Below are 26,657 nucleotides of genomic sequence, written 5' to 3' on the forward strand. Positions count from 1 at the left end.
AAAAGAACTATTCCCCTTCTGCTTTGGATTCTTCTATTATCTTCTGGGCAATGTTCTCAGGCACCTGCTCATAGTGATCAAATTCCATATGAAAAGTACCTCGGCCCTGGGTAATAGACTTCAAATCGATGGGATACCTATGCAGTTCACCCAACGGTGCTTGAGCCTTAATCACCTGATATTTGCCCTTGGGCTCCATACCCATAATCTTACCCCTTTTACCGTTCAAGTCGCCCATAATATCACCCATGTAAGACGACGGCACAGTAACTTCTAAATTCATTACAGGTTCCAGCAGTATTGGTGATGCCTGCTGCATAGCCTTTCTGAAAGCAAGAGCACCAGCAATTTTGAAGGCCATTTCTGATGAATCAACTGCATGGTATGACCCATCCACCAACACAACTTTGAGGTTGGTTACCGGATAACCGGCAATGCTGCCTTCCACCATCGCCTCTTGAATACCTTTTTCAACTGCCGGGAAATACTGTTTGGGTACTGAACCTCCAAAAATTGTCTGTTCGAAGATAAAATCCTCATCTGCCGGTACCATATCAACGTATACATGCCCGTATTGACCGTGACCGCCGGATTGTTTCTTATGCTTGCCTTCCACCTTTTGGACGGCTTTACGAATTGTCTCCCGGTAAGGAATTCTGGGTGGAAAACTTTCCACCTCTACATTAAATCGATTTTGTAGTCTTTCTACAATGATGTCTAAATGAAGTTCTCCCATACCGGTTAACAAAGTCTGCTTGGTCTCAATATTTTTTTCTAATTTGATGGACGGGTCTTCCTCCATGATTTTGGCGAGAGCACTACCCACTTTTTCTTCGTCTCCCTTAGATTTAGGCGAAATCGCAACCGTTAGGTGCGCAACCGGGAAATCAAGTCCTTCCAAGAGCTGCGGATCTTGCTTAATGGTCAATGTGTCCCCGGTAGTAGTATACTGAAGTTTGGTAACCGCACCGATATCGCCCGGGTTTATCTCCGGCACAGAGTGCTGTGTCTTGCCCTGCATTACAAATACCTGACTAATTTTTTCATCTTCTTCCTTATTGGCATTATAAACAGATGTATCTGCCTTGAATACCCCTGAAAAAACCCTAAATAAGGTCAGCCTGCCGACATATGGATCTGCAATTGTTTTGAATGCCTGCGCTGCTAACGGCTTTTCATGTAAATTATCCCCTTCCATTACATCTAATGGGGACGGTGCATGACTTGATAAGAAGTCTAGAAGCATGTCAACTCCCATGTTATTTATTGCCGACCCACACAAAACCGGAGTAACTTTACCACTTTTAATTCCCGCCTTCAAACCCTTTTTGATTTCATCCTCAGTTAGTTCTTCACCATCTAAATACTTCATCAAAAGTTCGTCATCGGCTTCAGCAGCTGCTTCAATCAAAGCTTCACGGTAAATCTTAGCATTGTCTGTAAGTTCCGGCGGGATGTCGCCTTTGCTGGCTTTCCCATCTGCATAAACATATGCCTGCATTTCTAACAGGTTAACGACTCCTTTAAAACTGTCCTGCTCGCCAATAGGCAGTTGTATCGGAACGATGCTGCTCCCTTCCAATATTTCCTTCATATTGTTCACTACACGGTAGAAGTTTGCATTCTCACGATCTATTTTGTTAATAAAAGCTATCTTAGGTTTTTGTTTACCCTGAGCATATTCCCAAATAATTTCCGTCTGCACTTCCACGCCGGAAACGGCACAGAGAGTAAATAGGAGACTGTCCACAACTCGCATGGCCCCTTTTACTTCTCCAATAAAGTCGGAGTAACCAGGAGTATCCAAGAGATTAACCTTTACATTTTTCCAGACACAGGGTGCCAAGGCGGTGTTTATTGTAACCTTACGATTAATTTCTTCCGGCAAGTAATCTGTAGTCGTATTTCCTTCATCCACTTTACCCAAACGTGACAGGACTCCCGTATTGTAAAGCATAGCTTCTACCAGAGAAGTCTTACCTGCTCCGCCGTGGGACACAACACCAACATTTCTAATTTTGTCGGACTGAAATACTTGCATCTTTCTCCTCCTTTAACTATTTGCCGTATTGATTAAGCTAAAGCTGCCTAAATCGCCTCTTAAATATACTTATTTCCCACAAATAGTAAAAAACCCTTTTTTCCTTAGTCAAAATTTAGTTGTAATATTCTGCTTATTGTATTATTGGATGTATCTTGGCATTTGATAATTATAACCTGTATTTCTTAATATGTTACCCATGGAAATTTATACCTATTCCTACACGTCTATTGTTTCTAATCATCTTTTTTCCAGCATATAAATTTAACAGTGGACAGGAGGTGAATTATGACAAAACAGACTTTCTTAAAAGGTGCCATCATACTTGTTACGGCTAGTTTCTATAACCGTTTACTAGGATTCATCTATAAAATCTTGGTCATACGGTTGATAGGAACAGAAGGAATTGGTCTCTATGAAATGGTTTTTCCCTTTTACATTCTGGTATTAGTAATTACCACAGCTGGCGTTCCCCTGGCCATTTCCAAATTAGTGGCAGAAGAAATGGCAAAGGATAATCTCTCTGGTGCATATCGAATTTTTCGCATTGCTCTATCATTCCTTACCGTTGCCGGTGCCACGGTAACGCTTATTCTTTACAAGACCCTTCCCTTTATAATAGACCATTTCTACAGCGACCCGCGGGTATATTGGAGTTTCTGGGTAATGATACCGGCAATATTTATTATTTCAGTGTGTTCGGCTTTTAGGGGGTTTTTTCAAGGGTTGCAGCAAATGACGCCCACCGCAGTAAGTCAGGTAGTAGAACAGACTATCAGATTTTTCGTGGGTTTATGGTTTGCTAATTATTTTCTTCCATATGGTGTGGAATTCGCGGCTATGGGTATGGCCATCGGCATGGCTGCAGGAGAATTTATCGGACTGCTGCTGATGATTGGAATTTTCCTTTTCAAGAGACCGCGGCTGCAGCCGCATGAGCGTTCGAGGACTAGAAGTTTACGCGCGTTATCTGTTATTAAGGGGATATTTTATCTGGCATTTCCTATTACACTGACAAGGATTGTTTACAGCACTTCCATGACCATTCAGGCTTCTCTGGTACCCCAACGACTTCAAGCCACCGGCTTGTCCATCAGGGAAGCAACAGAAATGTTCGGACAATATTCCGGTATCGCCGTTACTCTACTACACCTGCCCACCATGGTTACGGTATCACTAGCCATCACACTGGTTCCGGCAATATCCGAAGCAATCACGGCTGGGAACAGTCATCAAATTATGCAGCGAATTAATCAAGCTTTGCGGATTACCTTAATACTGGGATTACCCAGTGTAGTTATTTTTCTTCTCTTTCCCTACCGTTTGAGTGAACTGCTTTTTGCCACTTCCAGTGCCGGCGTACCCTTAAAGGTATTAGCTTGGGGCGCACTCTTTCTTTATCTACAGCAGACCACAACCGGTATTCTCCAGGGTTTGGGGAAAGTAGGTACTTCACTATTCAACGCCGCCTGCGGAGCAGCTATTACCCTGACCGGCATTTACTATCTTACCGCACTACCTGACCTGGGTATAAGGGGGACTGCCATTGCGGCAAATATGGGTTTCTTCATTGTTGCTACCCTAAACCTATTAACCATTTGGCAGACAGTGGGTTTTAGAATTAATTTTATTAAAACTTTTCTCACGCCAGCCGGTGCTGCTTTAATCATGGCATTTACGGCATATTATATGGATAATTACCTGCAAACATATAATCCATGGTTGATACTGCCCATACTGGGATTCAGCGGCGGACTCTACTTGCTAATTTTAGTACTGACTAAATCTATCAGCATCAACCAATTTCAAAGGTTTATTAAATGAAACTTGGCTTGGGCCAAGTCTAAGTCTTTTTTAGACGCAGGCGGAAGCCCTAGTTGAATTAATGCCTCCCCAGAGCTATGCTTTCTGACTGGTATTAAATGAAACTTGGCTTGGGCCAAGTCTAAGTCTTTTTTAGACGCAGGCGGAAGCCCTAGTTGAATTAATGCCTCCCCAGAACTATGCTTTCTAACTGGTATTAAATGAAACTTGGCTTGGGCCAAGTCTAAGTCTTTTTTAGACGCAGGCGGAAGCCCTAGTTGAATTAATGCCTCCCCAGAGCTATGCTTTCTGACTGGTATTAAATGAAACTTGGCTTGGGCCAAGTCTAAGTCTTTTTTAGACGCAGGCGGAAGCCCTAGTTGAATTAATGCCTCCCCAGAGCTATGCTTTCTAACTGGTATTAAATGAAACTTGGCTTGGGCCATAGAAGACTTAGCAGTTTGATATTAAATAAAGTTCCCCGGTACCTGGGAACTTTAAATTTCTAACTGCCACGATCTAATTTGCTCTAATATACGATAGTTGGTCAGGTCAAAATGTACCGGAGTCAATGAGACAAACTGTTCATTGACTGCAGCGATATCCGTATCGTCTCCGGCACTTATATCTTCAACCCTTCCAGCTAACCAATAATAACTTTTACCTCGGGGGTCCTTCCGTTCCTGCACCGCATCCACATAACGCCTCAGACCGAGCGTTGTAATCTTAATACCTTTCAACTGCTGATATTGTACGGCAGGAACATTAATATTGAGCAGCGTTTCCGGAGGTACTTCATTCAGATGTACCCTCCTGCATAATTTTGCCGTAACCTCTGCCGCTGAATTGAAATCACTATCCCCATCATGTGAAACCAACGAGACCGCAAAAGATGGTATCCCCGCCATAATTCCTTCCACGGCTGCTGAGACAGTACCTGAATAGAGTACGTCCGTACCTAGGTTAGGCCCTAGATTTATGCCGGAAATAATTAAGTCCGGCGGCGCGGGCATCAAGGCTTCCAAAGCCAGTTTCACACAGTCTGCCGGTGTACCGGAAACAGCGTATTGCCTTTTCTCTCTTTCATCTGCCCGCAGTGGTTTATGTACGGTAATACCATGCCCGGATGCGCTGCGCTCCCTTTCTGGAGCTACGATATAAGTCTCGCCAAGTTCTTTAATATGCTGGTAAAGGACATTAATGCCTTTAGCATTTATTCCATCATCGTTGGTCAGTAATATTCGCATACATTCTAATCCTCCAGTTATTAATGTAGCATAGCAAAATGTTTTAGTGGCCAATAACGCAAAAATGCTTTTCCTTTTATTCTATCCAGGGTCAGCCAAGCACCCCAGGCATGACTATCATAACTCTCATTTCTATTATCACCCAAAACAAAAATTGCATTATCCGGCACCCTTACCGGCCCAAAATTATAATCGGGACGGTCATGCTGGTATGATTCTTTTAAAGCTACCCCATTAATAAAGACTTCACCACTTTTGACCTCTACCACTTCTCCAGGCAGCCCAATAACCCTCTTTAAATAATCGTTTTCCGAACTTAATACTTCAGGAGGCGCAAATACTATAATCTCACCCCTCTCCGGAGTGGTGAAATCATAAATAAACTTATTTACCAACAAGCGGTCGTTAATTTGAATTGTTGGCAGCATTGACCCTGTTGGAACCACCCTTGCTTCAACAACATAAGTACGTAGTACCAGTGATAGTGCCAATGCCACCAGCAGTGTTATTACCGTTTCCTTTATTAACATCCACAGCCTTTTCATAATTTTACTCCTTAATGGACCAGTTCAGCGGCCAATTTTAATAGTACCGTCGGCAAAGCAAGTATGCATTGTCCGGCAACGGGGGCAGCGAATAACTAACATATTCGGTAGCGAAAAAACCAATTCCCAATCCTTTCCGGACAGGGTCAAATAACATTTCAAGCAGTAATCCAATACCTCCATCATGCTGCTCCTTCCAACATCCTTTACTGCATCTTATGATAAAGGAGCTGACATTGACAAATTAGACACGATAAATACTTATAGTCATCGTGCCTGCCTCGGTATCTTTGGTTAGGCCGAACATCACATTATCCTCTTTTAAACTCTTATTCAAAAAGTCAACCATTTGAAAGAGCTTGTCGTCCGCCGGCAGCGTTTTGGTAGCAAATGGTATCAATTTCTCAGCCACCAGTTCCCCCCCTAACTATTTTCACGTATTAAGCTGAACGCTTCCGCTCTAGTTGCTTCATTTGCCCTAAATATCCCTCGGACAGCAGATGTAAGGGTCTTAGACCCTGGTTTTTTAACACCTCGCATAGTCATACACATGTGTTCTGCTTCCACAACCACTATTACTCCTCTAGGATTTAGCGATTCCATTATTGAATCAGCAATCTGAGAAGTCAGCCTTTCCTGGAGTTGAGGCCGCTTTGCATATCCTTCTACTACCCGGGCCAGTTTACTTAACCCGGTTATTTTACCCTTTCGTGGAATATACGCAACATGCGCCTTGCCGTAAAAAGGAAGCAGGTGATGTTCGCACATGGAATAAAGAGGAATATCCTTCACCAAAACCATCTCCTCATGATCTTCGGTGAACAGTACCTGCAAGTACTCCTTGGGGTCTTGTTCCAGACCGCAGAAAATCTCTTTGTACATACGCGCGACCCTAGCAGGAGTATCCTGTAACCCTTCTCGTCCGGGGTCCTCTCCGATAGCCTCCAAGATCATTTTGACGCCTTCTTCAACTCGTTTTAAATCCATTTTATTAACCTCCAAGCCTGTTTAACGTACTCCCATCAACTTATGCAGCTGGGGTAAAATCCTTACTTCAGTCAGCATATCAGCCAACTCCCATTGGTAGTAATCCAACATCTCGTGCCAGTAGATATCCCCGTTTTCAGAAGTCACTGGCTGTAAAATCACGGGAATGGAGCAGTCTACCGCTGCCACCATATTCGCTATATCCTTAAGCAGTCCCAGAGTTACTTCGGGGGTTATCACCATTTTAACATAAACAGAGGAACATGCCTCTGCTGCCGTAGCTAAAAATTCCTGCTGTGTCCTCCAAACTGTTGCCGAAACTGCCGGTGGCAATTTTATATCCATACTGACAATGTCTATCGCATGGGAAACTTTCCTAAAAGCATCCAGCAGGGTTCCATTGGTTTCCAGTAACACCCTGCCGCCATTATCCTGCCAATGTTCTGCCGCCTCCATTACAGCCATTGGCTGCATAAGCGGCTCGCCACCGGTAATACTCAAACTGTGATGCCTTTCCGGCTTCATTGCAGCCAGTATTTGAAACAACTTTTCTTTGGTGAAAGGATTTGCCACCATTTCCGGGTCAGAGCTGCCGGGATAAGATACAGACGCTTTTGCCGGGGGGTAAAAACTCACTCGGGTGTCGCAATACATACAGCGTAAGTTGCACCCGGATAAGCGTAAAAAGAGATGGCGGCAGCCGCTGAAAAGACCCTCACCCTGCACTGAAGAGAAAATTTCATGCACGTTTATTGCCATTAAAAGACCCCTCTCACTTTACACCTTGCCCGATCGATTGATTGAACCTCAGCCACATACGCATCCAATATTTTCCGAGCCAGATCGCTGACATCACTAATAGCCAAATCCTCCAAAGAAGCAGTTTTCACGGGAGTCCCCTCATTTGTAATATTAAGCGCCAAATGAATAAGTCCGGATACCGGACTCAATGTGGCAATTGATACCGATAATTTTCCATCGAAAAATAAGTCGTCGCCCTGTCGCACAATTTTTTCTTTACTCACTGTTTCGAGCACTTCCTTGACTATCAACACCAAAAGCCGCTGTCGTGTCACCATTAATGACATATCGTTAATGAAATGTTCCACAATGAAATGCAGCATCATATCGGAACTGATAGGAGCATTATCCAGCACATCCTCCACGTCCACCATTTCACTTAATTGAACGCGGCAAGGACCTTGAAAAGCAATAATGGAATCTCCTAACAGTTGGAATCTTTTGTATGCAAACAATGAACTTAGTTGGGTTCCATCGTAGGTAAGCGCTTTATCTATCCATAAGCTTTGCATAATTAACACCTGCCCCTTTAAACGCTCGTAACAATCGTAAGCAGCTTTCACACTGGCCGCATAAACTGTCCCCACCGGTATAACAACTCCACATATAGTGCCATGGAACCCCCAATCTAATTCCTTCTCGTACTATATCGGTCTTGTCCATATGCTGTGTTGGTGCCCATATCGCCACATCGGACAATGTTGATAATTCCAAGTAATCATTGACCCGCTTCACAAATTGCTCACTATTATCAGGAAAAGTTACCGCTTCTTCATGATTAAAACCAGCAATTATATATTCCATGCCAAGACTTTCAGCAAAGCACGCAGCTATACTTGTGAAAAGCCCATTGCGGTTGGGAACCCATACCGCTGCCGCTGCTTTTCCAGCAGCATCAGGATTATCAATATCTTTATCATTCATCTGAGGTAAATTGCCGGTCATTTGTAATGCCGATTTATCAATTTCCTTTAACCAAGGTAATTGTACCACCTGATGTGCCAAGCTATAATAGTTACATATACCTACTGCCGCAGCAATTTCTTTTTTCGCAGCCTGCTGCCCGTAATCAAATGTCAGAGCAAAAGATACCTGCAGCTTTTCCCGAGCCAATGCCAAACTGACCAAAGAATCCAAACCACCTGACAATAAAACCAAGGCCCCGCTCAATTACTTATCCTCCTTATAAACAGCGGAAGCATCAGGGGATTCCCACACGGTGACACAGTCCACTGACACATGTTTTGGCAAAAATTCTTTAACCTTATCAAAAATTATCCGTGCCATGTTTTCAGCAGTGGGATTAACCTCATGAAAATCTGGTAGTTCATTAAGGTAACGATGGTCATAATCCCCTACCAGTTTTTCCAGTTGGCCCTTTAGATAACCAAAATCCAGCAGCATCCCTTTATCATCCAATTCACTTCCAAAAACATTTATTTCCACCAACCAGGTATGTCCGTGCAGGTTGGCACATTTACCCTGGTAATTATTAAGTAAATGAGCAGCGCTAAACCGTTTTTTTACTGTCAAAACATACATCTGCTTTCCCCCGTCAATTTTTCGACATATCTATGTAAAATTCTTGCTATAACTTAATTTTCCCTGCTCAGCCGAATAAAATAGCTTAAAATTTAAAAATCCCCTGCATTAGTTTCACACAGGGGATTGCAATTAAGTTTACTTAAAGCTATGAATATAGCTCATTTTCCAATCTTCATGGCTATGATTATGAAGCATGGTATCAGTAGCCGCAAAAGCTTCTTGAAAACGGGAAATACGTTTTTGAGCTAGACTATCCGTAAAAATTTTAAACATGTCCTCTCCTCCTTCAGAAGAAATTATTTCTAGTAGTGCGTGTTCAAAAAGGCCATCGTAGCAGGAGCAAGAAGTTCAAGGCGCGAAGGCTTTCAGACGCGGAGCGTACTAGTGGCGTACGTGAGCAGTCTCAAAGACTGAGCAACGCAGAAATTCGCCGCTCACCTGCGATGGACTTTTTGAACATCCTCTAGTAGCATCCACTGCAATAGCCGTAAAACTTCACCTTATGATCAATAATTTTAAAATCTATTTTTGCCGTGATCTGTTCTTCTAACGCTTCCAATAGGTCATCGCCAAATTCTAACACTTTGCCACAGTTAAGACATATCAGGTGATGATGATGATGTATTTCACTATCATTTAACTCATAACGGTTTTTTCCATCATCAAAACTGAGTTTTTGCAACACATCTAATTCAGCAAACAAGTCAAGAGTTCTATATACAGTTGCCAGCCCGATTTCCGGATGCGATTCTTGTAACACCCGATAAACCTCTTCCGCGCTCAGATGTTCTCCGTCCTTCTTTAAAAACAACGTAAGTATTTCTTTACGCTGAGGCGTCACCTTATAATCTTTTTGTTTCAACATTTCAAAAACCTTATTAGCGCGTTCATGTTGCATTAATGTTTCCCACCCCATTGATAACTTTTATCAATTACATTTTACTACCAAAGTTCCTTCTTGTCAACTTTAACAAAGCAACCAACCCGTCACATTTTAATGATCCAGATGTTCCCATTTGCCGCAGCGGCTCCCCCACCGCGCCAATAAGGAATCATTTTGGTGAATATTGATAATCTCACAGTTATTTGCACAGCCTTTACACTCAAAGCTTTTAGCAATAAATTCATAGTCCGCGGTAACTAGACCCTTAAACTTAGTTATGCCCGTTTCCCGATAGTTACGAAGCGCTAGGTAAGCCACGCCTAGGGCTCCCATTACATCATAATATTTTGGAACAGTTACCTTCTGCCCCAAAATTTCTTCAAAGGCCTTGGCAATACCGCCGTTGGCAGCAACTCCGCCCTGAAAAACTATTGGAGCAAGTATTTCTTTACCCTTACCAACATTATTAAGGTAATTTCTTACTAGAGCCTCGCAAAGGCCGGCGATAATCTCCTCTAAATTATACCCAAGTTGCTGCTTATGTATCATATCAGATTCGGCAAATACGCCGCAGCGCCCAGCGATACGCACCGGGTTCCTGGCTGCCAGGGCCATTTTCCCGAAATCTTCTATGGGAATGCTCAACCGACTGGCCTGCTGATCTAAAAACGAGCCTGTACCTGCTGCACAGACAGTATTCATGGCAAAATCAGTAACAATACCATTACGGAGAATAATTATTTTAGAATCCTGCCCGCCTATCTCAAAAATAGTCTGCGCATCCGGAATAATTCGCGATACTGCCACAGCGTGGGCAGTAATTTCATTTTTGATTATATCAGCACCGACCATTATACCGGAAAGATTTCTCGCACTCCCGGTAGCTCCTGCAGCAATTATTTCCATCTTTCCTTTCAAGATATTACGTACATGCTGTAATCCTGCTTTGATGGTTTTAATAGGCTGTCCTTTGGTTCTAATATATAAGGTTTCTATTACCCGGGCGTCTTCGGCCAGTATCACGAAATTGGTGCTCACAGACCCTACGTCAATTCCCAAAAATCCCTGTTGCATCCAAATCCCCCTTGTTCCTTCGCTTTTGTAATAATAAATCTGTAAACGCTTCCAGTCGGGTTTGAGCACCGGCTGTTCCCGTTTGTTCATCCAAAAACAAGGTCAATACCGGTATGTTTAAGTCACGGCTGACCCTATTAAGAATGCTCTTAGCAACAATTTCCGGGATACAGGTAAACGGTGCCAACTGAATAACACCATCGAAGCCGTTGCTGGCATAGAGTACTGTTTCACCGACAGAATTTATACCATGACCTCCTATCAATTGATTTAGATAGGGCTTAGCAGCATTCTTAATGTCCTTTTCTCCGTCAAACACCGTATTATCCCTGGTCCAGTCCGTTAGATAAATGGACCGATGGGTTTCCACGCCCATTTCCCCCAAAGTTTTTTCTATATCTAGGTTTATGAAAGGTTCTAACACCACGTATATTTCCCCGATTAGCCCTATACGCAGCGGTTTTCTGGACCGGTCTTGGGTAACATCCCTTAGCAGCATCTCTGCCGCCTGTCCTGCACTGTCAAGTTCTTGTCTGGTTTCGGCCTTATCAATTAAAGTAAGCGCTTCTTTAAAAGCTCTGGTGGTTTCCCCTCGAATCACTTCATAAGGACGGATCTGATGGGACAAAATTTCCGTCTCATCAAGGATAATTAACTTCTGCCAGGAAGTCTTGAACACTTTTATGAATGTTGGCCAACTTACTCTAGTAGGTCTGATAACCCTGCCAATTTTTTTGATGAAGTCCAATAAACCCCGTAGCGGCGGCTCGAAAATTAACATTTCAAAATCGTAACCTAAATCCTTAAGAATTTCTTCATGCAGCAATCCATAAATTCCCGCGCGGCACGGTCCTACCCCTCCTGAAGAGATTATCATTTCTGCACCGTTTTCCAGCGCTTCTATGTAACTACCCAACAGTATCTTAAACGGGATACATGCAAATTCCGGTGCATGCCGGACCCCTAAAGATAAAGTTCGCTTACTTGGGGCAGGCGGAACAATCGCTTCATGACCTAAGTTGTTTATCAAATGTTTAAAGGCAATATGAGAGGTCCCCATATGGGGGAAAGTAACCCTCATGAGCTCTCACGCCGAAAGCGCACCATATCCACAAACGCTTCCAATCGTGTCACCACTCCTGCCTCACCGGTATGTTCATCCAACGTCAGCGTCATGAAAGGAATATCATGTTTCTTCGCCTCTAGCTGCATTAATTTATCCAGCATGGCATCCGGACCGCAGCCGAAGGCAGACACATGGATTATACCGTCTATTTTTTTTTCCAAGTAGTGATACGTAGCCCAGAGCACCCGATTGGAATACTGCCAAAAAAGGTTTTTCGATAACCGGTGACGATATCCACCAAGTACTTTGTTGGACAGCATTTCCACCGTTCGCACTGCGACACCCATTTCATTCAATTTTTGCAGCAGATTTACACTGATATAACTATCGTAAATTTCGTAAGGATATCCCAAAACGGCTATCCTAATTTCGGTCTCAATACTATTTAAACCCCTGCCGGTCTCTTTTGAAGGCAAAATCTTGTTTGGGAAAATTCCTCGATTAAGATTGTCTTGATACTGTCTATGGACCCACTGAGCCACCAAATAAGCATAAAACACCCTGGCAGGGTTTTGCTTCAGGAAATTGCCTATTTTGTAACAAGTTGATAATAAACCTCGAGCACCTTTCTTTAAATCAATACGCTCATCAATTAACCGAGGTAGATCAGGTATTGACCATCGAACCATATCGGGTAAACCCAAGAACTTAGGGCAAAATGTTGTTTTGCCGTCTACGCTGACCATCCTGGGAACAAACAAATAATCCACCCTATCCTTCAGTGACATCACATGACCATGAAAAAGTTTTATGGGAATACATGCATCATTCACCGTCTCTTTAACACCCCAGTCGATTATCTGCTTTGAGGAAGCTGGTGAAATGACAACGGAAAACCCTAACGTTGTAAAAAAAGCATTCCAAAAAGGGTAGTAAGAATAATAGCTTAACGCAGTCGGGTAACCAATCGTCTCCTTCATGTAAACACCCCTATCTAAACCCTATAAGAACTTTATTGCGTAGGTTACAAAAACATGCCTGAGTACGTTCGACGGAAAGTTTTCTGTAAGGTTCTTCCACATCAGGAAACAAAATTCCTGTTTATTTTGCTCTTAGCAGCCAAATAATTCCTGGCAAAGTCAATGCAATTGACACCAAAGCATATTTTCGCTTCAATAGCATATTGTTTATAAAAAGTATTGGAGGTGACCCTAAACAAATGAAAACAACTGTATCGACGTATCCTAGCACATTGAACTCCGTCTTTAAAGGCGTTGTTACCTCACTGGTATTAACTCTTATTTTTACATTTATCGCTGCTTTAGCAGTGTATATATCACCACTGTCAGAAAAATTTCTTTCACTGACGTCTTTAATCATTCTCTTAGTAAGTGTCTTTGTCGGCGGAAATATTGCGGCAAGAAGAGCCGGCGGAAAAGGATTGATCGTTGGGTTTTTGGTAGGCCTGGGTTTCTTTTTTCTCCTAATATTAATTGGACTCGTTTTTACGCCTCAGACCCTTACACTAACAACTCTATCTGTTAAGTTAGTATACACCCTGCTTGCCGGCATATTAGGCGGGATTTCCGCCGTGGCGGCGATGTGATTTAAAGGTAATAATCAAAAGATACAGCTAAAGAAGGTGCGACCACGGTCGCACCTTCTTTGGTTAATTTATAAGCTTAGTATCACTAATACAATTCCAGTTAAGATGAAAAATGCAGCCACAACCATCCTAAAAGTAAGAACGCCGGACTTTTTCATAATCTCCGTCTCCTCAAGCACTATTTCTCTGCTGCGGTGCCAACAATATCAGTAATACGCCATTCCCTGCCATCATGCTTTTTAAGGTGTACATTTACTTCTTGAATTATTGCGTCATCTGGTTGACCTGTAACCAATTGTCCTTTCACCCATGCCTCCCCGTCAACAACAGCAAAGTCCTCAGGCAAGTACCGCATTATGCCTTTAAACTGTTGTCTCGACATCACACTCAAGACAGCTGCTTCTCCAGCTAAATCACCTGCTGCATCCCAATTTTGTTGGGAAACCGCCGCGAAAAACTGACCGACCTGGTCAACAACGGGATAAAAGATAATATCGTCTATCAGCCAATTATTTTTGGATTTTTTAAGGATAACTTTTTGTGTGGTGTCGGGGATTACATCTTTAGCAGAAACCCATACAGCACGCCCAAGCACCCAAGTAGTATCACTATCTGCTTCTCCCCAACGCATCACTACGAAAGAGACATAATCAATACTACTATCTTTGGCAAGCTGCAACTGCCAATACTTTAAAAATCCGCTTTTATTTAACTTATCCCAAGCCTGCTGCGATATCTTTCGCTCAAGCCGGTGCCAGTCCCCCTGCTCTACCGAACGATACATACTGCTTACCGCCGCAAGCGGGTGACTGATCGTGCTGGTAGCATTGCCGGACCGTGCCGGTAAGGGGTTCCCATGAATATATAGCGTACTGAATATTGCAATACTAAATAATATCATTCCGGGTACCCACATTAACCTTTTGTCCACCACCTGACACCTGCCCATCCGCGAATACGTTCAAAATACAAAATCCCTTTTTACATATTACAGGGACCGCAGATGTTTTATGCCAAGAAAACTGAGAGAGCGTGGGGCTCTCTCATTGCCCTAAAACTTGTCGCAGAATGTTCTTTAGAAAGTTGGGCAGTGGAATAAAAATTACACGCACCGTTTATCACCTCTTTAAATCAGTTTACGCTATCATTATATGAGTTGGCGGCGAAATGGTGCTTAGTTAATCAAGATTTAAAATGTAATCCAAGATATACCCAAAGAGATACAGCCAAGTACCCCGCTGTGAGAAAAACTAAATAGTTCGGCTCCCGAGACAGATAAAGTATAGTCATTAACAGAGCAGCTGCCGCAACTTGGGCTAAATAAAGATTGCGGCTTAATATCAGTAGTGACAGCCACAATGCCAAAAATATCTTCAGCATAGCAGGAGCAACCACCAATAACCCGCCGCAAAATAATGGTAAACCCTTCTGACGAAATTTCTGATGAGTTATCTGCTCAACCAAAATGGCGCTTAAGATGCCCCAAGCAGCCATCCATTGCCAGTCGGTCCAAAAATTCAATGCCAACACCGCAACAAGCAAACCTTTTATCAATTCCAATACAGTAATCAATGCTATCATTTCAAATCCGATATGGGTAATTAAGTCTTTTACAGTCAGTCTTCCCTCGTTTTGTTTCAATAGAGGGGTATTCTTAATCTGTAGGAAAAGGTATTTCACGGGCAGGGCACCAATCAATGCCGCAAACGCACTAAAAAGAAAAAATTCCGGCATTTAAATCCCTCCAAATGGTTATTTAACAAACCATATGTTTGTCCAACAGGGAATATGCCAGAATTGCCTATAAAGCCTAATTCCTATTCAGTAACAATTAATACTTCGGTACTTTTATGTTACTAATCATCAAAAATCCTAATGAAATCAACAAAACCGATACCCAAAGCAAACTACTTTCACGGGCGAATAAACCAAAGACAGCCACTAATCCGCCTGCCAAAGGAATTGGAATGCCAAGGAAATACTCGCTGATATTCAATGTATTAAACCGTGCCAATCTAATCGCACCGCACAGTGCAAAAAAAGCGGGAAATAAAAAGTACCAAAAAATTGTTTGTACCTGGTAGAACTGTGCATACATTAGAATTGCCGGCGCTACGCCGAAAGACACCATGTCGGACAGTGAGTCAAGTTCCTTACCGAAAAAAGATGTACTGTTCATCCGCCGGGCAACTTTTCCGTCCAGACCGTCAAAAACCCCGGCCAGCAGAATCATCAATGATGCCGCCTGGAAATCGTTGCGTAACACTAATACCAGAGCCGTAATACCCAACATTAAATTGCCTAAGGTGAAACAGTTGGAAATATGTTTCTTCACATTTTTAACCTCCCAAGAACGGTTTCCCCGCCCTTCACTGTTTCCCCTTTGCTAACAAGAACCTCAACATCCGCAGGTACATAGACCTCAGTGCAGGACCCAAATTTAATTAAGCCAAAGATTTGGCCTCGTTTGAGCTGTCTACCCTTATCCACATCACAAACCACTCGCCGTGCCACCAGGCCGGCAATTTGGGTAACCAATACCTTGCATTCCCCATCGATGGCTACGTAATTACGTTCATTTACCCTACTTGCTTCTTCGTTAAACGCAGGGAGATGCTTTCCCGGAAAGTAGCGCACCCATCCTATCTCTCCAGCGATAGGCATTCTGTTTATGTGCACGTTAAAGATGTTTAGGAAGATGCTGATTTTTAGTGCCGGTCCATTAAGAAATTGGTCTTCGGTCACTTTTGCCACTTCAATAACCTTGCCGTCTGCCGGAGAAACAATAAGTCCGGGCTGCTGTGGGACCACTCTCCTCGGATTACGGAAAAAGAAAATAACCCCTGCTATTGCCAGCAAAATTACAATAAAACCGGGGATAAAAAACAAATAAGCTGCAACCGCCGGCAGCATTAATATAGCTACATAGGTCCAAGCTTCCCTTGCAACAGGAAATTTACGCAACTAGTTTCCTCCTCAATTCTTCTCCACAGCACATCTTCCCAGCAATCAGTTAAGTCAGAACCAGTCCAATTTTCTGACAGGTGCGGCCTTTATCCAATTTAAACAATGCCATAAATCGTTCCTTTCGCAAATCAGTTAAGAGGTGCTGATTGCGCAGCACTATTAAAACGGTCCCATGCTCCACAGGAAGCACTTCCCGAACCGCTTGTAAAAACAGTCGGAAGTAGTAATGGTTTTTGGGAACTGGAATGTTTAATAGGCTTTCACATGGCGCCTTCTTCAACAACTGGCCAACTATCTCTAATGCTACCAATTGGTAGAAATTACGGTCATCCAAACAATTGAGTTTAGACGCGTCGATGGTTATATGACATATTTGTGCATTACTAACAGACAATCTGTACACCTCACCATTTGCGAAAAATTGCCTTATATTAATTCTCCCGGAAACGTCCCGAATCCTGCCCAAAACCATTATTTTTTCTGATTAAAAAAAATTTCCATTTCAGCTACTAGATTTTTTGAGTCCAATAATTTTACACCGGTGCCCGGTAGAGAACTAAAAAAGTAGCTGCCATAACGTTTGCTGATAATCCGACTGTCTAATATTACTGCTACACCCCGATCCCTTTTGCTGCGAATTAATCTACCGATACCCTGCTTAAAACGAAGAATAGCCAGCGGCAAACTCAAATGATAAAATGAGTTCTTTTGCTGTTCCTCCAACTGCTCTAGCCGAGCAGCCACAGAAGGGTCAGTCGGTGGTAGGAATGGCAGGCGCATCATAATCACACAGCGCAGGTTATCTCCTTGAATATCCACGCCTTCCCAAAAGCTTTGGGCCCCGAGTATGACAGCATTTGAATTATTTTTAAGCTCTTCTACCAACTGCCATCGGTCACCGTCAATACCCTGCCCCAATATCTTAATACCAGTTCCCTTAAAAGAGCTCCTTAATGGATAATAGCAATCACGGAGCATCTTGTGGGAGGTAAACAACACCAGTGTTGATCCTCCGACAGATGAAATAATTTGTTCGATTAATGGTACGGATTTTTCTAAAAACTTTTCACTGTTTGCAGGCGGTAAATCTTTGGGAACACATATAACCGATTGAACCCGATGATCAAAAGGCGATGCTACCTGTTTGTACTCCGCGGGCCAATCCGTTAAAGCAAGACTGTTTGCAAAAAACTTGAATCGATTGGCAATAGTCAAGGTAGCAGATGTAAATACCAGACTATCATACTCCGCATAGAAGTCTTGTAATAAGGGCCCAACATTAATTGGGCGCCGGTTCCAAATAACTGCTTTTGCCCCAGTTAACTCAAACCAAGTAACGAAATCTCTATCATTCACCAAAAATATCTCTTGGAAATAGGTAATAATATTTCCCACCTTGTTTTCCAATCCCTGCAATTCCTTGACCCACGCTTCTGTCTGCAAATCCATCCGATCGATCTCATCCTCTAATTCTTGCAGCAATTCAAAAATATATTTAAACTTATCCTGCACTATCTGGGCCATTTTATGCCACTGCTGCCAAAAAGGAGATGCTGCCACAACCGGGGTAATCCTTAAACTTTTTTCACTGCATTGCTCTAAGTATTCAGTAGTAATAGCAGCCAATTGTCTGATGTCCTCAGCTAACTCTTTGGCATTTTCATGCAGTTTAACAAGGTTTCCTTGGGGAAAGACTGCAGCGAATTGAATAGGAGCTTTTTGAGCGGCAATATCTTGTACCAGTCCTATTAATTGTTGATGCTGAATTGTTCGTCCTAACTGTCTGGCTACTGTTTCTTCAAAATGGTGGGCTTCATCGATGATCAACCTGCTATATTCAGGCAGCACTTTTACTTCAGAGAATGCATCCGCTAAAACCAACGCATGGTTGGCTACAATAATATTCGCTCCAGCCGCTTTACGTTTCACTCGGGTAACATAACAGGACTTAAACCATGTGCAAGAACTACCCCAGCAGGTTTCTCCCTCCGCGGCCATTTTTTGCCATAATTCATACTGTCTTTGCTTTATGTTTAGTTCAGCTTTATCTCCTGTCCCGGTACGGGTTTGCCATATTAACACAGTGATTAAGAATTCACGCATTTGTTCAGGCAGGGCTTCACCTTGGGCCAACCAATAATTCCATTTTCTCAGGCATAAATAATTAGTCCTCCCCTTAATCAAGGCCGCCTGAAAATCGGCAGGCAGTATCCGTTTTAATAACGGTATATCCTTTTCCCACAGCTGCTGCTGCAAGCTTAAAGTATTAGTGCTTATCATCACCCTCTGCCCGCTGTTTAAAGACCATACGGCACTTGGCACCAAATACGCCAATGTCTTGCCGGTCCCAGTTTCTGCTTCCACCACTAAAAAACCATCCTCAGCCAATGAATGGTAAACAAATTCAGTCATATCCAACTGCTGGGACCTTTGTTCGTAATGCTCAAAAACGGAGGCCATGCCTTCAGAGCCGATAAATATTTCTCGGACAGCTTCCTTTGTAAATGGAAGTTCAGAGTTAACCGCAGGTTTATCCTTATCTTTGTCCCGCTCCTTTTTCTCAACACTATCAACATCCCAAGCCATATTTTCCAAGGCTAAGGTAAAAGCCAACTTACCTTCCCAGTTTGAAGCCACATTAATCACTCTGTGCACTGTATTAACATCAAGATTATATATCTTCTCAAAGAATAGCTGCAGCAGTAAAGCAGTGCTTTCAGCGTCTCCCAAAGCACGATGTCGGACTCCGGTATGGGACAATAGTCTCTTTTGCAGGTAATCCAGGGAATGGGATGAAAAAAGTGGGAAAAATACCCTTGCCAGCGTCAAGGTATCGATTATACCGGCCGACGTCGTAAATCCTGCGGCAGAAAGAAAGCCCACGTCAAAGGCGATATTATGACCGGCAACCACCGAACTACCGCAGAACTTCCCCAGGTCACCATGAACTTCACCCCATGAAGGGGCATCCTTTAATTCAGCAGAGGAAATACCGGTGAGTTGACTGATAGGCGTACTTAAATCCCCATCAAAAAAAATCAGAGAATGGTATCTGTCCACAATCTCACCCTGCTGGAGTTTCACAGCTCCAACCTCAATAATGCAGTCCCCTTTAGGATCAAGGCCGCTGGTTTCCACATCTAGCACCACAACCGCCGGGTATTTTACCATAGTCCGTCCCTCCATTCTCTCCTTTGTTATTGTACTAAAAATGACAGGCGCTGTGTAGTACAAAAAAGAAAACCCCTTTCGGGGTTTAGACCGTAGACAAATTCAGGGGAGGTCAGGATTATTACCTTGAGTGAACAATCAGGGCGCAAAGTTCAAGGAGCGAACACACAGGAAGAAAAGCAGTGTCATCCTGTCTGAAGGCCCGCAGGGTCTGAGTTGCACCCGCGGGTACAAGTGCGACTAAGCCAGCAAAGCTGGCAAGTCTTCTATGTGACACTGCCTGGAGGTGTGTGAGCTCATTCCTTCGCGATCCCGTTCACGCAAGGTATTAATCCTGACCGGACCGTCTAGATACGTGTCCTAAACCCCTTTCGGGGTTCGGACGTTATTAAATTACTACTTAGCACCAGCTAATCTTCTGGTTTTCTCCGCAATTTCTTCGGGGTCAACCTTTAACTGCGCAACACCGCTTTTTATGGCTGCTGCGGCAACTGCTTTAGCCACCGCAGGCGCAACCCTGGGGTCAAAGGCACGGGGAATGACATTATCTTCGTCAAGTTCCTCCGCCGAAATCAAGCCGGCGATTGCATAGGCCGCGGCAACCTTCATATCTTCATTAATATCAGTAGCACGAGTATCAAGAGCACCGCGGAAAATCCCCGGAAAAGCCAGTACATTATTCACCTGATTAGGAAAATCAGACCGCCCGGTGCATACCACTTTTGCTCCCGCTTCTTTAGCCAAGTCAGGCATAATTTCTGGTACAGGATTAGCCATAGCCATAATTATGGCACCTTCTGCCATGTCACTCACCATAGCCGGGCTGACCAATTCTGGTCCGGATACACCGATAAATGCATCAGCGCCCGCAAGAGCATCCGCCAGACTACCACTTCTTTTCTTACGGTTAGTAACCTCAGCTATTTCTTCTTTAGCGGGGTTCATCCCCTCGGTACGACCTTCGTAAATCATGCCCCTGCGGTCACACATGATAACATCACGCACACCCATACTGAGCAGCAGCTTGATAATAGCAATGCCTGCAGCCCCGGCGCCATTGGTTACCACCCGAATGTCTTCAAGCTTCTTATTGACGATCTTTAAAGCATTGATCATCCCGGCCATGACTACAATGGCGGTACCATGTTGATCGTCATGAAATATCGGAATCTTAGTTTCCTTCTTCAGGCGTTTTTCAATTTCAAAGCATGCAGGCGCGGCAATGTCCTCTAAATTAACACCACCGAAAGTGGGCTCTAAAAGCTTGACCAGTTCTACGATTTTAGCGACATCCGTGGTGCCCACACAGATTGGAAAAGCATCCACACCTGCAAAAGCTTTAAACAATACTGCCTTGCCTTCCATTACCGGCATGGATGCCTCGGCACCAATATCGCCCAGTCCCAAAACGGCAGTACCATCACTAACTACAGCAACAAAATTACCCTTGTTGGTGTAATCATATACTTTATTCACATCAGCGTGTATCTCTTTACAGGGTGCTGCTACACCCGGAGTATAAGCAATGCTTAAATCGTGGCTGTCTTTGACCGGAACCTTGCTGGTTACCTCAATTTTACCCTGTTTTTCCTGATGCATCTTTATTGCTTCAGCGTTATAATCCATAATCCCACTCCTTACTTTTGGTATTTTTTGACCCCGTCCTGATAAAGGTCGCCGCCGTGGCAATCATTAATTACCACAGCCGGAAACTCTTCAACACGCAGTTTTCTGATAGCTTCCGGTCCTAACTCGGGATAAGCCACCACTTCAGCTTCCTTAATAGATTTGGCTATCAAAGCTGCGGCACCGCCAACAGCCGCCAAATAACAGCCCTTATATTGCGCCATAGCATCTTTGACCGTTTGAGAACGAGAGCCTTTACCAATCATTGCTTTTAAACCCATTTCTAACAGTTTTGGTGCATATGGATCCATACGATAGCTTGTGGTAGGCCCCGCAGAGCCGATAACCTGCCCGGGCTTTGCCGGGGTCGGCCCGACATAATAAATTATCTGCCCCTGCAACTCGATGGGTAATTCTTTCCCTTCCGCCAACAAATCTACCAACCTTTTATGTGCCGCGTCCCTTGCTGTATAAATAGTCCCGGAAATAAGCACCTGGTCGCCAATTTCCAACTCCTCGACATCCTTATCCGTTAGCGGCGAAGTCAAATATTTTTTAGCCATTAATGCACCTCCTAAAGAACTACAGACTTATGCCTAGTGGCATGACAGTTTATATTGACGGCTACCGGCAAACTGGCAATGTGGCAGGGATGCGTCTTAATATGAACTGCTAATGCGGTTACCCTGCCCCCCATCCCCTGAGGCCCGATGCCAAGATTATTAATCTTTTCCAACAATTCTTTTTCCATCTTTGCTATATCCTCGTCCTTGTTTAATTCACCGATAGGACGAATCAAAGCCTCCTTGGCCAGCATAGCACTTTTTTCAAAATTACCACCAATGCCAACACCCACCACAATGGGGGGACAGGGATTAGGACCGGCCTTTCGTACCGTGTCGATGATAAAATCTTTAACTCCTTCTTCACCGGCTGCGGGTGCCATCATGTTTATGGCACTCATATTTTCACTGCCGCCTCCTTTAGGTGCTACGAGAATTTTTAATTTGTCACCAGCTACCAAGTTAGTATGAATAATGGCCGGCGTATTATCCCCGGTGTTATTGCGTTTAAAAGGATTTTCGACCATTGATTTCCGTAGGTATCCGGTTTGATATCCTTCCCGTACGCCCTCTTCAACAGCATCGTAGAGCAGGCCGCCTTCCACATATACGTCCTGGCCCAGTTCCAGAAAAACTACTGCAACACCGGTATCCTGGCACATGGGAACTTCTTCGTTGCAAGCAATATCGGCATTTTCAATTAGTTGTTCCAATACACCTTTACCGGTTGGGGATTCTTCTTGTTTCAAACCAGTTTCGAAAGCGTTAATGACATCTTCACCAAGATAGTAATTGGCATCACGGCACAATTTAGCAACAGCGTTGACAACATCAATGTAATTAATTTTACGCACATCCATCCTCCTTTTACTTATACTCTAGCACACAGTATACAAGACCAGAGAAAAAAATAATTTACCACACCATATCCAGGGACTACCCACCAATTCCTAGATATACTATTAAGTGCAAGTAATGTACCAAAATATTGGTAGAAACCTTGCACTTATTATGTCCAAAAAAAATCGGGGAAAAAGGTTATTTTCTTATATATTCCCTCTTCCCCAAAACATTCCTGCCTCAATATTTAATTTTTAGAACAATTCTATAAGTTATAATTTCTAAAATTTGTTTCTATAAGTTAGAATTTTATTGTAGAATAGAGATTAATACACCTGCTGCAACTGCCGAACCAATAACCCCTGCGACATTAGGTCCCATGGCATGCATCAATAAAAAGCTTTTAGGATTGGCTTCCCTGCCTAGTTTTTGCGATAAACGTGCCGCTTCTGGAACTGCGGACACACCAGCCGCGCCAATAATGGGGTTAACCCTACCGCCAGTCATTTTATACATAACCTTACCAAAGATCAACCCGCTTGCCGTACCGATGACAAATGCCGCTAAACCTAAAGCCAAAATCCCAATAAATTCTAAGGTAAAGAACCTCTCAGCTGTAGCACTGGCACCCACCGTAACCATCAGAAAAATTGTCACGATGTTCATAAGTTCGTTGGCGGCGGTTTTTGACAGCCGATCAGTCAGACCGGTTTCCTTCAGCAGATTACCCAACATCAACATACCAACTAGAGGCATGGCATTAGGTACCAATAAGCCAACAAGAACTACCACAATTATCGGGAAGATCATTTTCTGAGCTTTAGAAACCGGACGCAGCTGATGCATCATTATCGCCCGTTCCTCTTTGCTGGTCATCGCTTTAATAACCGGGGGCTGAATCATGGGTACCAAAGCAATATATGAATACGCCGCCACAGCAATTGGGGCTGCTATCTCCGGTGCCAGCAGCGCGCTGGTATAGATGGCGGTCGGGCCGTCAGCTCCACCAATAATTCCAATGGCACCCGCTTGAGCCGGTGTAAAACCTAGCAAAATAGCACCAAGAAAACTGGTGAAAATACCAAACTGAGCCGCAGCACCCAGCAGCAGGGTTACCGGATTAGCTATCAAGGGTGCAAAGTCGGTCATTGCGCCTATGCCGAGAAATATCAGCGGTGGATAAATTCCTAACCAAGTCCCCAAACCCAGGTAATGCAGCAGTCCACCAAATAATGCAGCGGAAGGTTCCCGCAGCAAGCCGGTGTTGGGAATATTAGATAAGAGAATACCAAATGAAATGGGTACCAATAACAATGGCTCGAAATGCTTTGAAATTGACAGATACAGAAGCAGCATTGCTATTAGGATCATACCTATTTGGCCAATTTCTATGTTGTAAAATCCTGTCCAGTTAACAATAAAATTACTTAGCTTTTCCAGGAGCAAGCATGACTCCCTCCTTTCCTAATGGACCAATTTATCAACCGATAACTACTAACGTATCGCCTGAACCAACGGTAGCACCTTTTTCTGCAAGAATTTCTTTGACTTCACCGCTTGTACTGGCGGTAACCTCGTTTTCCATCTTCATCGCTTCAAGAATAATCAGCACATCACCTTCGTTAACCTGCTGCCCGACGCTTACCTTGATATCCAGCACAGTACCCGGCAGTGGTGCGGCAACTTGCTCACCAGCTGCCGTTGGTGCCGCAGGCTTAGGTGCTGCCGGTTTTGGCGCCGGTGCCGCTTTTGCCGGTGCAGCAGCGGGCTTAGGAGCGCTGACCGGGGCTTTAGCTGTTTGCCTAACAGTCTGAGAAGTACCACCCATTTCCTCTACTTCTACTTCATATAATTCACCGTTAACGGTAACGCGAAACTTTTTCACACTCATTACCTCCCTTTTCTTTCAAAATACCGCTGTCTGGTATTAATAATTTCATTACGTCCGGCCTGAGACCAGGCCACACCGCTTCCCACTGTGGTACCGACACGCCTGACACCGGTAACCTGTACATCTGGGGAATCCTCCCCCAGTATGGCGGCCAGCGCTGCAGTGATGGCTGCCACCACCGACCCGGGGATAGCTTCAATAGCGGGCTCTGCCGGTAGTCGCGCTGCAGTACTAGGTACCACAGGCTGTTCTTGTTTTACAGGTTTGCTCACCTGTACCTCCTGCTGAGGGGCTGATTCTTCCTTACTGAATCTGTCCCACACTTTATTCATGGTGGCCAAAATTAGACTCAAAAGAATTAATACCAGAAAGGTTATCCCCATACCCATAATGGTTACTGTAATGGCAAAATTTATACTTTCCAAAATATCAACTCCCTTTTAAACGGGTACGTTACCATGTTTCTTACCCGGCCTGCTTTCCCGTTTAGTAACCAAAGTTTCCAATGCTTTAATAAGATTAGGCCGCGTCTCTTTTGGTTCCAACACGACATCTACAAGGCCCCGAGATGCTGCAACATAAGGATTGGCAAACCGCTCCCGATATTCGTCTATCTTTTCCTGACGTACTTCAGGCGGGTTTTCTGCATCGGCTATTTCTTTTCGGAAAATAATATTTGCAGCCCCTTCAGGTCCCATTACTGCTATTTCCGCTGTGGGCCAAGCAAATACCTGATCGGCTCCTAATGAGCGTGAGCACATTGCCAGATAAGCTCCGCCATACGCTTTACGTAAAATCAGCGTAATTTTGGGGACCGTAGCTTCTGAATAAGCATATAACAGCTTAGCGCCGTGACGAATGATACCACCAAATTCCTGTTGAGTTCCTGGCAAATATCCGGGTGTATCTACCATTGTTAAAATAGGAATATTAAATGAGTCACAGAAACGAATAAACCTTGAAGCTTTGTCCGAAGCATTTATGTCCAAACAACCTGCCAGCATTCTCGCCTGATTAGCAATAATGCCGACAGAACGACCATTCAACCTGGCAAACCCAACTACCATATTGGTAGCGTACATTTCTTGAACTTCGAAAAAGTCTCCATTATCTACTATATTGCTAATTACCTGCCTGACATCGTAGGGCTTGTTGGGATCAGAAGGTACTATCTCATTTAATACCTCTTCAAGGCGACCGATTTCATCATTGTTTTCTAAAATTGGAGCTTCTTCCAGGTTATTACCCGGTATAAAGCTCAGCAGTCTTTTAATCTGCTCAATGCATTCGTCCTCGGTTGGTGCCCGAAAATGAGCAACGCCGCTGGTCTGATTATGCGTTTTGGAACCTCCCAAATCTTCCGATGATACTTCTTCACCGGTTACAGTCTTAATCACTTGAGGTCCGGTAATAAACATTTGGCTCGTATTATCCACCATAAAAATATAATCAGTCAGTGCTGGTGAATAAACTGCACCGCCGGCACAGGGCCCCATTATCACAGATATTTGAGGAATAACACCTGAAGCTAATGTATTACGCTTGAAAATTTCCCCATAACCATTAAGAGCATCTACACCTTCTTGAATTCTTGCTCCACCGGAATCATTAAGCCCAATTACCGGAGCACCCATTTTTACTGCTAAGTCCAACACTTTACAAATCTTGGCCGCATGCATTTCGCCTAAAGTTCCACCAATTACAGTGAAATCTTGAGCATAAACATAGACTAAACGACCGTTTACGGTACCATAACCGGTAACTACACCTTCTCCTGGTGCCTCCACATTCTCCATCCCCAGTTGGTTGCACCTATGGGTAACAAACTGGTCAATTTCTACAAAGCTTCCTTCATCCAAAAGATGATTTAATCGTTCCCTGGCAGTCATTTTACCCTTCTCATGCTGTTTGGCAATACGTTTTTCACCGCCGCCGGCCAATACTTTGTCTTGCTGCTCCTTCAAATCCTTTAATTTTTCATCAAAAGACATGTAAGCTCAC

General features: G+C 43.7%; 30 protein-coding genes. 2 read left to right on the plus strand and 28 right to left on the minus strand.

Features of this window, described 5'->3' with window-relative positions; translation table 11 throughout:
- Positions 1-7: 7 nt before the first annotated feature.
- On the minus strand, positions 8-2,041 hold the full coding sequence (fusA, locus tag MFMK1_RS11535; RefSeq protein WP_366921854.1) for an elongation factor G: 2,034 nt from the start codon (positions 2,039-2,041) through the stop codon (positions 8-10).
- A gap of 288 nt (positions 2,042-2,329) precedes the next feature.
- Here fusA and spoVB point away from each other — a divergent pair, with 288 nt between their 5' ends.
- Positions 2,330-3,865 carry a stage V sporulation protein B gene (gene spoVB, locus MFMK1_RS11540; RefSeq protein ID WP_366921855.1) on the plus strand — a complete coding sequence of 512 codons (1,536 nt, stop codon included), beginning with the start codon at positions 2,330-2,332 and terminating at the stop codon, positions 3,863-3,865.
- Here the strand turns inward: spoVB and MFMK1_RS11545 are convergent.
- The 14 genes from MFMK1_RS11545 to MFMK1_RS11610 all read right to left on the minus strand — a co-directional run bounded on the left by MFMK1_RS11545 (position 3,847) and on the right by MFMK1_RS11610 (position 12,972).
- On the minus strand, positions 3,847-4,290 hold the full coding sequence (locus tag MFMK1_RS11545) for a hypothetical protein (protein ID WP_366921856.1): 444 nt from the start codon (positions 4,288-4,290) through the stop codon (positions 3,847-3,849). The genes spoVB and MFMK1_RS11545 overlap by 19 nt on opposite strands.
- A gap of 51 nt (positions 4,291-4,341) precedes the next feature.
- The gene (surE, locus tag MFMK1_RS11550; protein ID WP_366921857.1) at positions 4,342-5,091 is read right to left on the minus strand and encodes a 5'/3'-nucleotidase SurE; all 750 of its coding nucleotides are present in this window, start codon (positions 5,089-5,091) and stop codon (positions 4,342-4,344) included.
- A 20-nt stretch (positions 5,092-5,111) separates the two neighbouring features.
- Positions 5,112-5,636 carry a signal peptidase I gene (gene lepB, locus MFMK1_RS11555; RefSeq protein ID WP_366921858.1) on the minus strand — a complete coding sequence of 175 codons (525 nt, stop codon included), beginning with the start codon at positions 5,634-5,636 and terminating at the stop codon, positions 5,112-5,114.
- Positions 5,637-5,880: 244 nt separating this feature from the next.
- Positions 5,881-6,048: a YpmA family protein gene (locus MFMK1_RS11560; RefSeq protein ID WP_366921859.1), complete on the minus strand. Its 168-nt coding sequence runs from the start codon at positions 6,046-6,048 to the stop codon at positions 5,881-5,883.
- Positions 6,049-6,059: 11 nt separating this feature from the next.
- Positions 6,060-6,623: a GTP cyclohydrolase I FolE gene (folE, locus tag MFMK1_RS11565; RefSeq protein ID WP_366921860.1), complete on the minus strand. Its 564-nt coding sequence runs from the start codon at positions 6,621-6,623 to the stop codon at positions 6,060-6,062.
- A 21-nt stretch (positions 6,624-6,644) separates the two neighbouring features.
- Entirely contained in the window at positions 6,645-7,382 is a 738-nt protein-coding gene (locus MFMK1_RS11570; RefSeq protein WP_366921861.1) for a 7-carboxy-7-deazaguanine synthase QueE, read from the minus strand.
- Positions 7,382-7,936, minus strand: a complete 555-nt coding sequence (locus tag MFMK1_RS11575) for a DUF366 family protein (RefSeq protein ID WP_366921862.1) — start codon at positions 7,934-7,936, stop codon at positions 7,382-7,384. The genes MFMK1_RS11570 and MFMK1_RS11575 overlap by 1 nt, the downstream gene beginning before the upstream one ends.
- Positions 7,914-8,594 carry a 7-cyano-7-deazaguanine synthase QueC gene (gene queC / locus MFMK1_RS11580; RefSeq protein WP_366921863.1) on the minus strand — a complete coding sequence of 227 codons (681 nt, stop codon included), beginning with the start codon at positions 8,592-8,594 and terminating at the stop codon, positions 7,914-7,916. Before queC ends, MFMK1_RS11575 begins: the two co-directional genes overlap by 23 nt.
- Positions 8,595-8,966, minus strand: a complete 372-nt coding sequence (gene queD, locus MFMK1_RS11585; protein WP_366921864.1) for a 6-carboxytetrahydropterin synthase QueD — start codon at positions 8,964-8,966, stop codon at positions 8,595-8,597. It abuts the gene before it with no gap.
- 138 nt (positions 8,967-9,104) lie between these two features.
- Positions 9,105-9,242: a hypothetical protein gene (locus MFMK1_RS11590; protein WP_366921865.1), complete on the minus strand. Its 138-nt coding sequence runs from the start codon at positions 9,240-9,242 to the stop codon at positions 9,105-9,107.
- Between the two features lie 190 nt (positions 9,243-9,432).
- A complete protein-coding gene (locus MFMK1_RS11595; protein ID WP_366921866.1) occupies positions 9,433-9,867 on the minus strand; it encodes a Fur family transcriptional regulator in 435 nt (144 codons plus the stop codon).
- A gap of 96 nt (positions 9,868-9,963) precedes the next feature.
- The gene (locus MFMK1_RS11600; protein ID WP_366921867.1) at positions 9,964-10,926 is read right to left on the minus strand and encodes an acyl-CoA dehydratase activase; all 963 of its coding nucleotides are present in this window, start codon (positions 10,924-10,926) and stop codon (positions 9,964-9,966) included.
- Positions 10,901-12,007 (minus strand): CoA protein activase, encoded by a 1,107-nt coding sequence (locus MFMK1_RS11605; protein WP_366921868.1) that lies wholly within the window; start codon positions 12,005-12,007, stop codon positions 10,901-10,903. Before MFMK1_RS11605 ends, MFMK1_RS11600 begins: the two co-directional genes overlap by 26 nt.
- Positions 12,004-12,972: an acyl-CoA dehydratase activase-related protein gene (locus MFMK1_RS11610; protein WP_366921869.1), complete on the minus strand. Its 969-nt coding sequence runs from the start codon at positions 12,970-12,972 to the stop codon at positions 12,004-12,006. Before MFMK1_RS11610 ends, MFMK1_RS11605 begins: the two co-directional genes overlap by 4 nt.
- A 239-nt stretch (positions 12,973-13,211) precedes the next feature.
- On the opposite strand from MFMK1_RS11610, the gene MFMK1_RS11615 reads away from it, so the two are divergent.
- On the plus strand, positions 13,212-13,598 hold the full coding sequence (locus MFMK1_RS11615; protein WP_366921870.1) for a TIGR04086 family membrane protein: 387 nt from the start codon (positions 13,212-13,214) through the stop codon (positions 13,596-13,598).
- Between the two features lie 178 nt (positions 13,599-13,776).
- Here the strand turns inward: MFMK1_RS11615 and MFMK1_RS11620 are convergent, their stop codons facing one another.
- From MFMK1_RS11620 to MFMK1_RS11680, 13 genes are all read right to left on the minus strand, one after another.
- Complete coding sequence (locus MFMK1_RS11620) at positions 13,777-14,529, minus strand: hypothetical protein (RefSeq protein ID WP_366921871.1); 753 nt, start codon at positions 14,527-14,529, stop codon at positions 13,777-13,779.
- Positions 14,530-14,780: 251 nt separating this feature from the next.
- The gene (locus MFMK1_RS11625) at positions 14,781-15,332 is read right to left on the minus strand and encodes a glycerol-3-phosphate acyltransferase (protein WP_366921872.1); all 552 of its coding nucleotides are present in this window, start codon (positions 15,330-15,332) and stop codon (positions 14,781-14,783) included.
- A gap of 97 nt (positions 15,333-15,429) precedes the next feature.
- Positions 15,430-15,933: a CDP-diacylglycerol--serine O-phosphatidyltransferase gene (pssA, locus tag MFMK1_RS11630; RefSeq protein ID WP_366921873.1), complete on the minus strand. Its 504-nt coding sequence runs from the start codon at positions 15,931-15,933 to the stop codon at positions 15,430-15,432.
- A complete protein-coding gene (locus MFMK1_RS11635) occupies positions 15,930-16,562 on the minus strand; it encodes a phosphatidylserine decarboxylase family protein (protein WP_366921874.1) in 633 nt (210 codons plus the stop codon). The genes pssA and MFMK1_RS11635 overlap by 4 nt, the downstream gene beginning before the upstream one ends.
- A gap of 49 nt (positions 16,563-16,611) precedes the next feature.
- Entirely contained in the window at positions 16,612-16,959 is a 348-nt protein-coding gene (locus MFMK1_RS11640; protein ID WP_366921875.1) for a hypothetical protein, read from the minus strand.
- 77 nt (positions 16,960-17,036) lie between these two features.
- Positions 17,037-19,736 (minus strand): helicase C-terminal domain-containing protein, encoded by a 2,700-nt coding sequence (locus MFMK1_RS11645; protein WP_366921876.1) that lies wholly within the window; start codon positions 19,734-19,736, stop codon positions 17,037-17,039.
- A 396-nt stretch (positions 19,737-20,132) separates the two neighbouring features.
- Complete coding sequence (locus tag MFMK1_RS11650; protein ID WP_366921877.1) at positions 20,133-21,362, minus strand: NAD(P)-dependent malic enzyme; 1,230 nt, start codon at positions 21,360-21,362, stop codon at positions 20,133-20,135.
- Positions 21,363-21,373: 11 nt separating this feature from the next.
- On the minus strand, positions 21,374-21,925 hold the full coding sequence (locus MFMK1_RS11655) for a Fe-S-containing hydro-lyase (RefSeq protein ID WP_366921878.1): 552 nt from the start codon (positions 21,923-21,925) through the stop codon (positions 21,374-21,376).
- Positions 21,926-21,936: 11 nt separating this feature from the next.
- A complete protein-coding gene (locus tag MFMK1_RS11660) occupies positions 21,937-22,785 on the minus strand; it encodes a fumarate hydratase (protein WP_366921879.1) in 849 nt (282 codons plus the stop codon).
- 289 nt (positions 22,786-23,074) lie between these two features.
- Positions 23,075-24,211: a sodium ion-translocating decarboxylase subunit beta gene (locus MFMK1_RS11665; protein WP_366921880.1), complete on the minus strand. Its 1,137-nt coding sequence runs from the start codon at positions 24,209-24,211 to the stop codon at positions 23,075-23,077.
- Between the two features lie 34 nt (positions 24,212-24,245).
- Positions 24,246-24,650, minus strand: a complete 405-nt coding sequence (locus MFMK1_RS11670) for a biotin/lipoyl-containing protein (RefSeq protein WP_428846270.1) — start codon at positions 24,648-24,650, stop codon at positions 24,246-24,248.
- 5 nt (positions 24,651-24,655) lie between these two features.
- The gene (locus MFMK1_RS11675; RefSeq protein WP_366921882.1) at positions 24,656-25,081 is read right to left on the minus strand and encodes an OadG family transporter subunit; all 426 of its coding nucleotides are present in this window, start codon (positions 25,079-25,081) and stop codon (positions 24,656-24,658) included.
- Between the two features lie 15 nt (positions 25,082-25,096).
- A complete protein-coding gene (locus MFMK1_RS11680) occupies positions 25,097-26,647 on the minus strand; it encodes an acyl-CoA carboxylase subunit beta (protein ID WP_366921883.1) in 1,551 nt (516 codons plus the stop codon).
- Between the last annotated feature and the right edge of the window lie 10 nt (positions 26,648-26,657).

The organism is Metallumcola ferriviriculae, assembly GCF_035573695.1.
GTDB lineage: Bacteria > Bacillota > JADQBR01 > JADQBR01 > JADQBR01 > Metallumcola > Metallumcola ferriviriculae.

Excerpts from the sequence above, each read along its gene's own strand:
- MFMK1_RS11625 (WP_366921872.1), bottom strand. The coding sequence starts at position 15,332 with ATGCCGGAATTTTTTCTTTTTAGTGCGTTTGCGGCATTGATTGGTGCC.
- surE (WP_366921857.1), bottom strand. The coding sequence starts at position 5,091 with ATGCGAATATTACTGACCAACGATGATGGAATAAATGCTAAAGGCATT.
- MFMK1_RS11615 (WP_366921870.1), top strand. The coding sequence starts at position 13,212 with ATGAAAACAACTGTATCGACGTATCCTAGCACATTGAACTCCGTCTTT.
- MFMK1_RS11545 (WP_366921856.1), bottom strand. The coding sequence starts at position 4,290 with ATGGCCCAAGCCAAGTTTCATTTAATACCAGTTAGAAAGCATAGCTCT.
- queD (WP_366921864.1), bottom strand. The coding sequence starts at position 8,966 with ATGTATGTTTTGACAGTAAAAAAACGGTTTAGCGCTGCTCATTTACTT.
- MFMK1_RS11680 (WP_366921883.1), bottom strand. The coding sequence starts at position 26,647 with ATGTCTTTTGATGAAAAATTAAAGGATTTGAAGGAGCAGCAAGACAAA.
- spoVB (WP_366921855.1), top strand. The coding sequence starts at position 2,330 with ATGACAAAACAGACTTTCTTAAAAGGTGCCATCATACTTGTTACGGCT.
- MFMK1_RS11570 (WP_366921861.1), bottom strand. The coding sequence starts at position 7,382 with ATGGCAATAAACGTGCATGAAATTTTCTCTTCAGTGCAGGGTGAGGGT.
- MFMK1_RS11605 (WP_366921868.1), bottom strand. The coding sequence starts at position 12,007 with ATGAGGGTTACTTTCCCCCATATGGGGACCTCTCATATTGCCTTTAAA.
- folE (WP_366921860.1), bottom strand. The coding sequence starts at position 6,623 with ATGGATTTAAAACGAGTTGAAGAAGGCGTCAAAATGATCTTGGAGGCT.
- MFMK1_RS11600 (WP_366921867.1), bottom strand. The coding sequence starts at position 10,926 with ATGCAACAGGGATTTTTGGGAATTGACGTAGGGTCTGTGAGCACCAAT.
- MFMK1_RS11650 (WP_366921877.1), bottom strand. The coding sequence starts at position 21,362 with ATGGATTATAACGCTGAAGCAATAAAGATGCATCAGGAAAAACAGGGT.
- MFMK1_RS11575 (WP_366921862.1), bottom strand. The coding sequence starts at position 7,936 with ATGCAAAGCTTATGGATAGATAAAGCGCTTACCTACGATGGAACCCAA.
- MFMK1_RS11610 (WP_366921869.1), bottom strand. The coding sequence starts at position 12,972 with ATGAAGGAGACGATTGGTTACCCGACTGCGTTAAGCTATTATTCTTAC.
- MFMK1_RS11595 (WP_366921866.1), bottom strand. The coding sequence starts at position 9,867 with ATGCAACATGAACGCGCTAATAAGGTTTTTGAAATGTTGAAACAAAAA.
- MFMK1_RS11590 (WP_366921865.1), bottom strand. The coding sequence starts at position 9,242 with ATGTTTAAAATTTTTACGGATAGTCTAGCTCAAAAACGTATTTCCCGT.
- fusA (WP_366921854.1), bottom strand. The coding sequence starts at position 2,041 with ATGCAAGTATTTCAGTCCGACAAAATTAGAAATGTTGGTGTTGTGTCC.
- MFMK1_RS11645 (WP_366921876.1), bottom strand. The coding sequence starts at position 19,736 with ATGGTAAAATACCCGGCGGTTGTGGTGCTAGATGTGGAAACCAGCGGC.
- MFMK1_RS11655 (WP_366921878.1), bottom strand. The coding sequence starts at position 21,925 with ATGGCTAAAAAATATTTGACTTCGCCGCTAACGGATAAGGATGTCGAG.
- MFMK1_RS11660 (WP_366921879.1), bottom strand. The coding sequence starts at position 22,785 with ATGGATGTGCGTAAAATTAATTACATTGATGTTGTCAACGCTGTTGCT.
- lepB (WP_366921858.1), bottom strand. The coding sequence starts at position 5,636 with ATGAAAAGGCTGTGGATGTTAATAAAGGAAACGGTAATAACACTGCTG.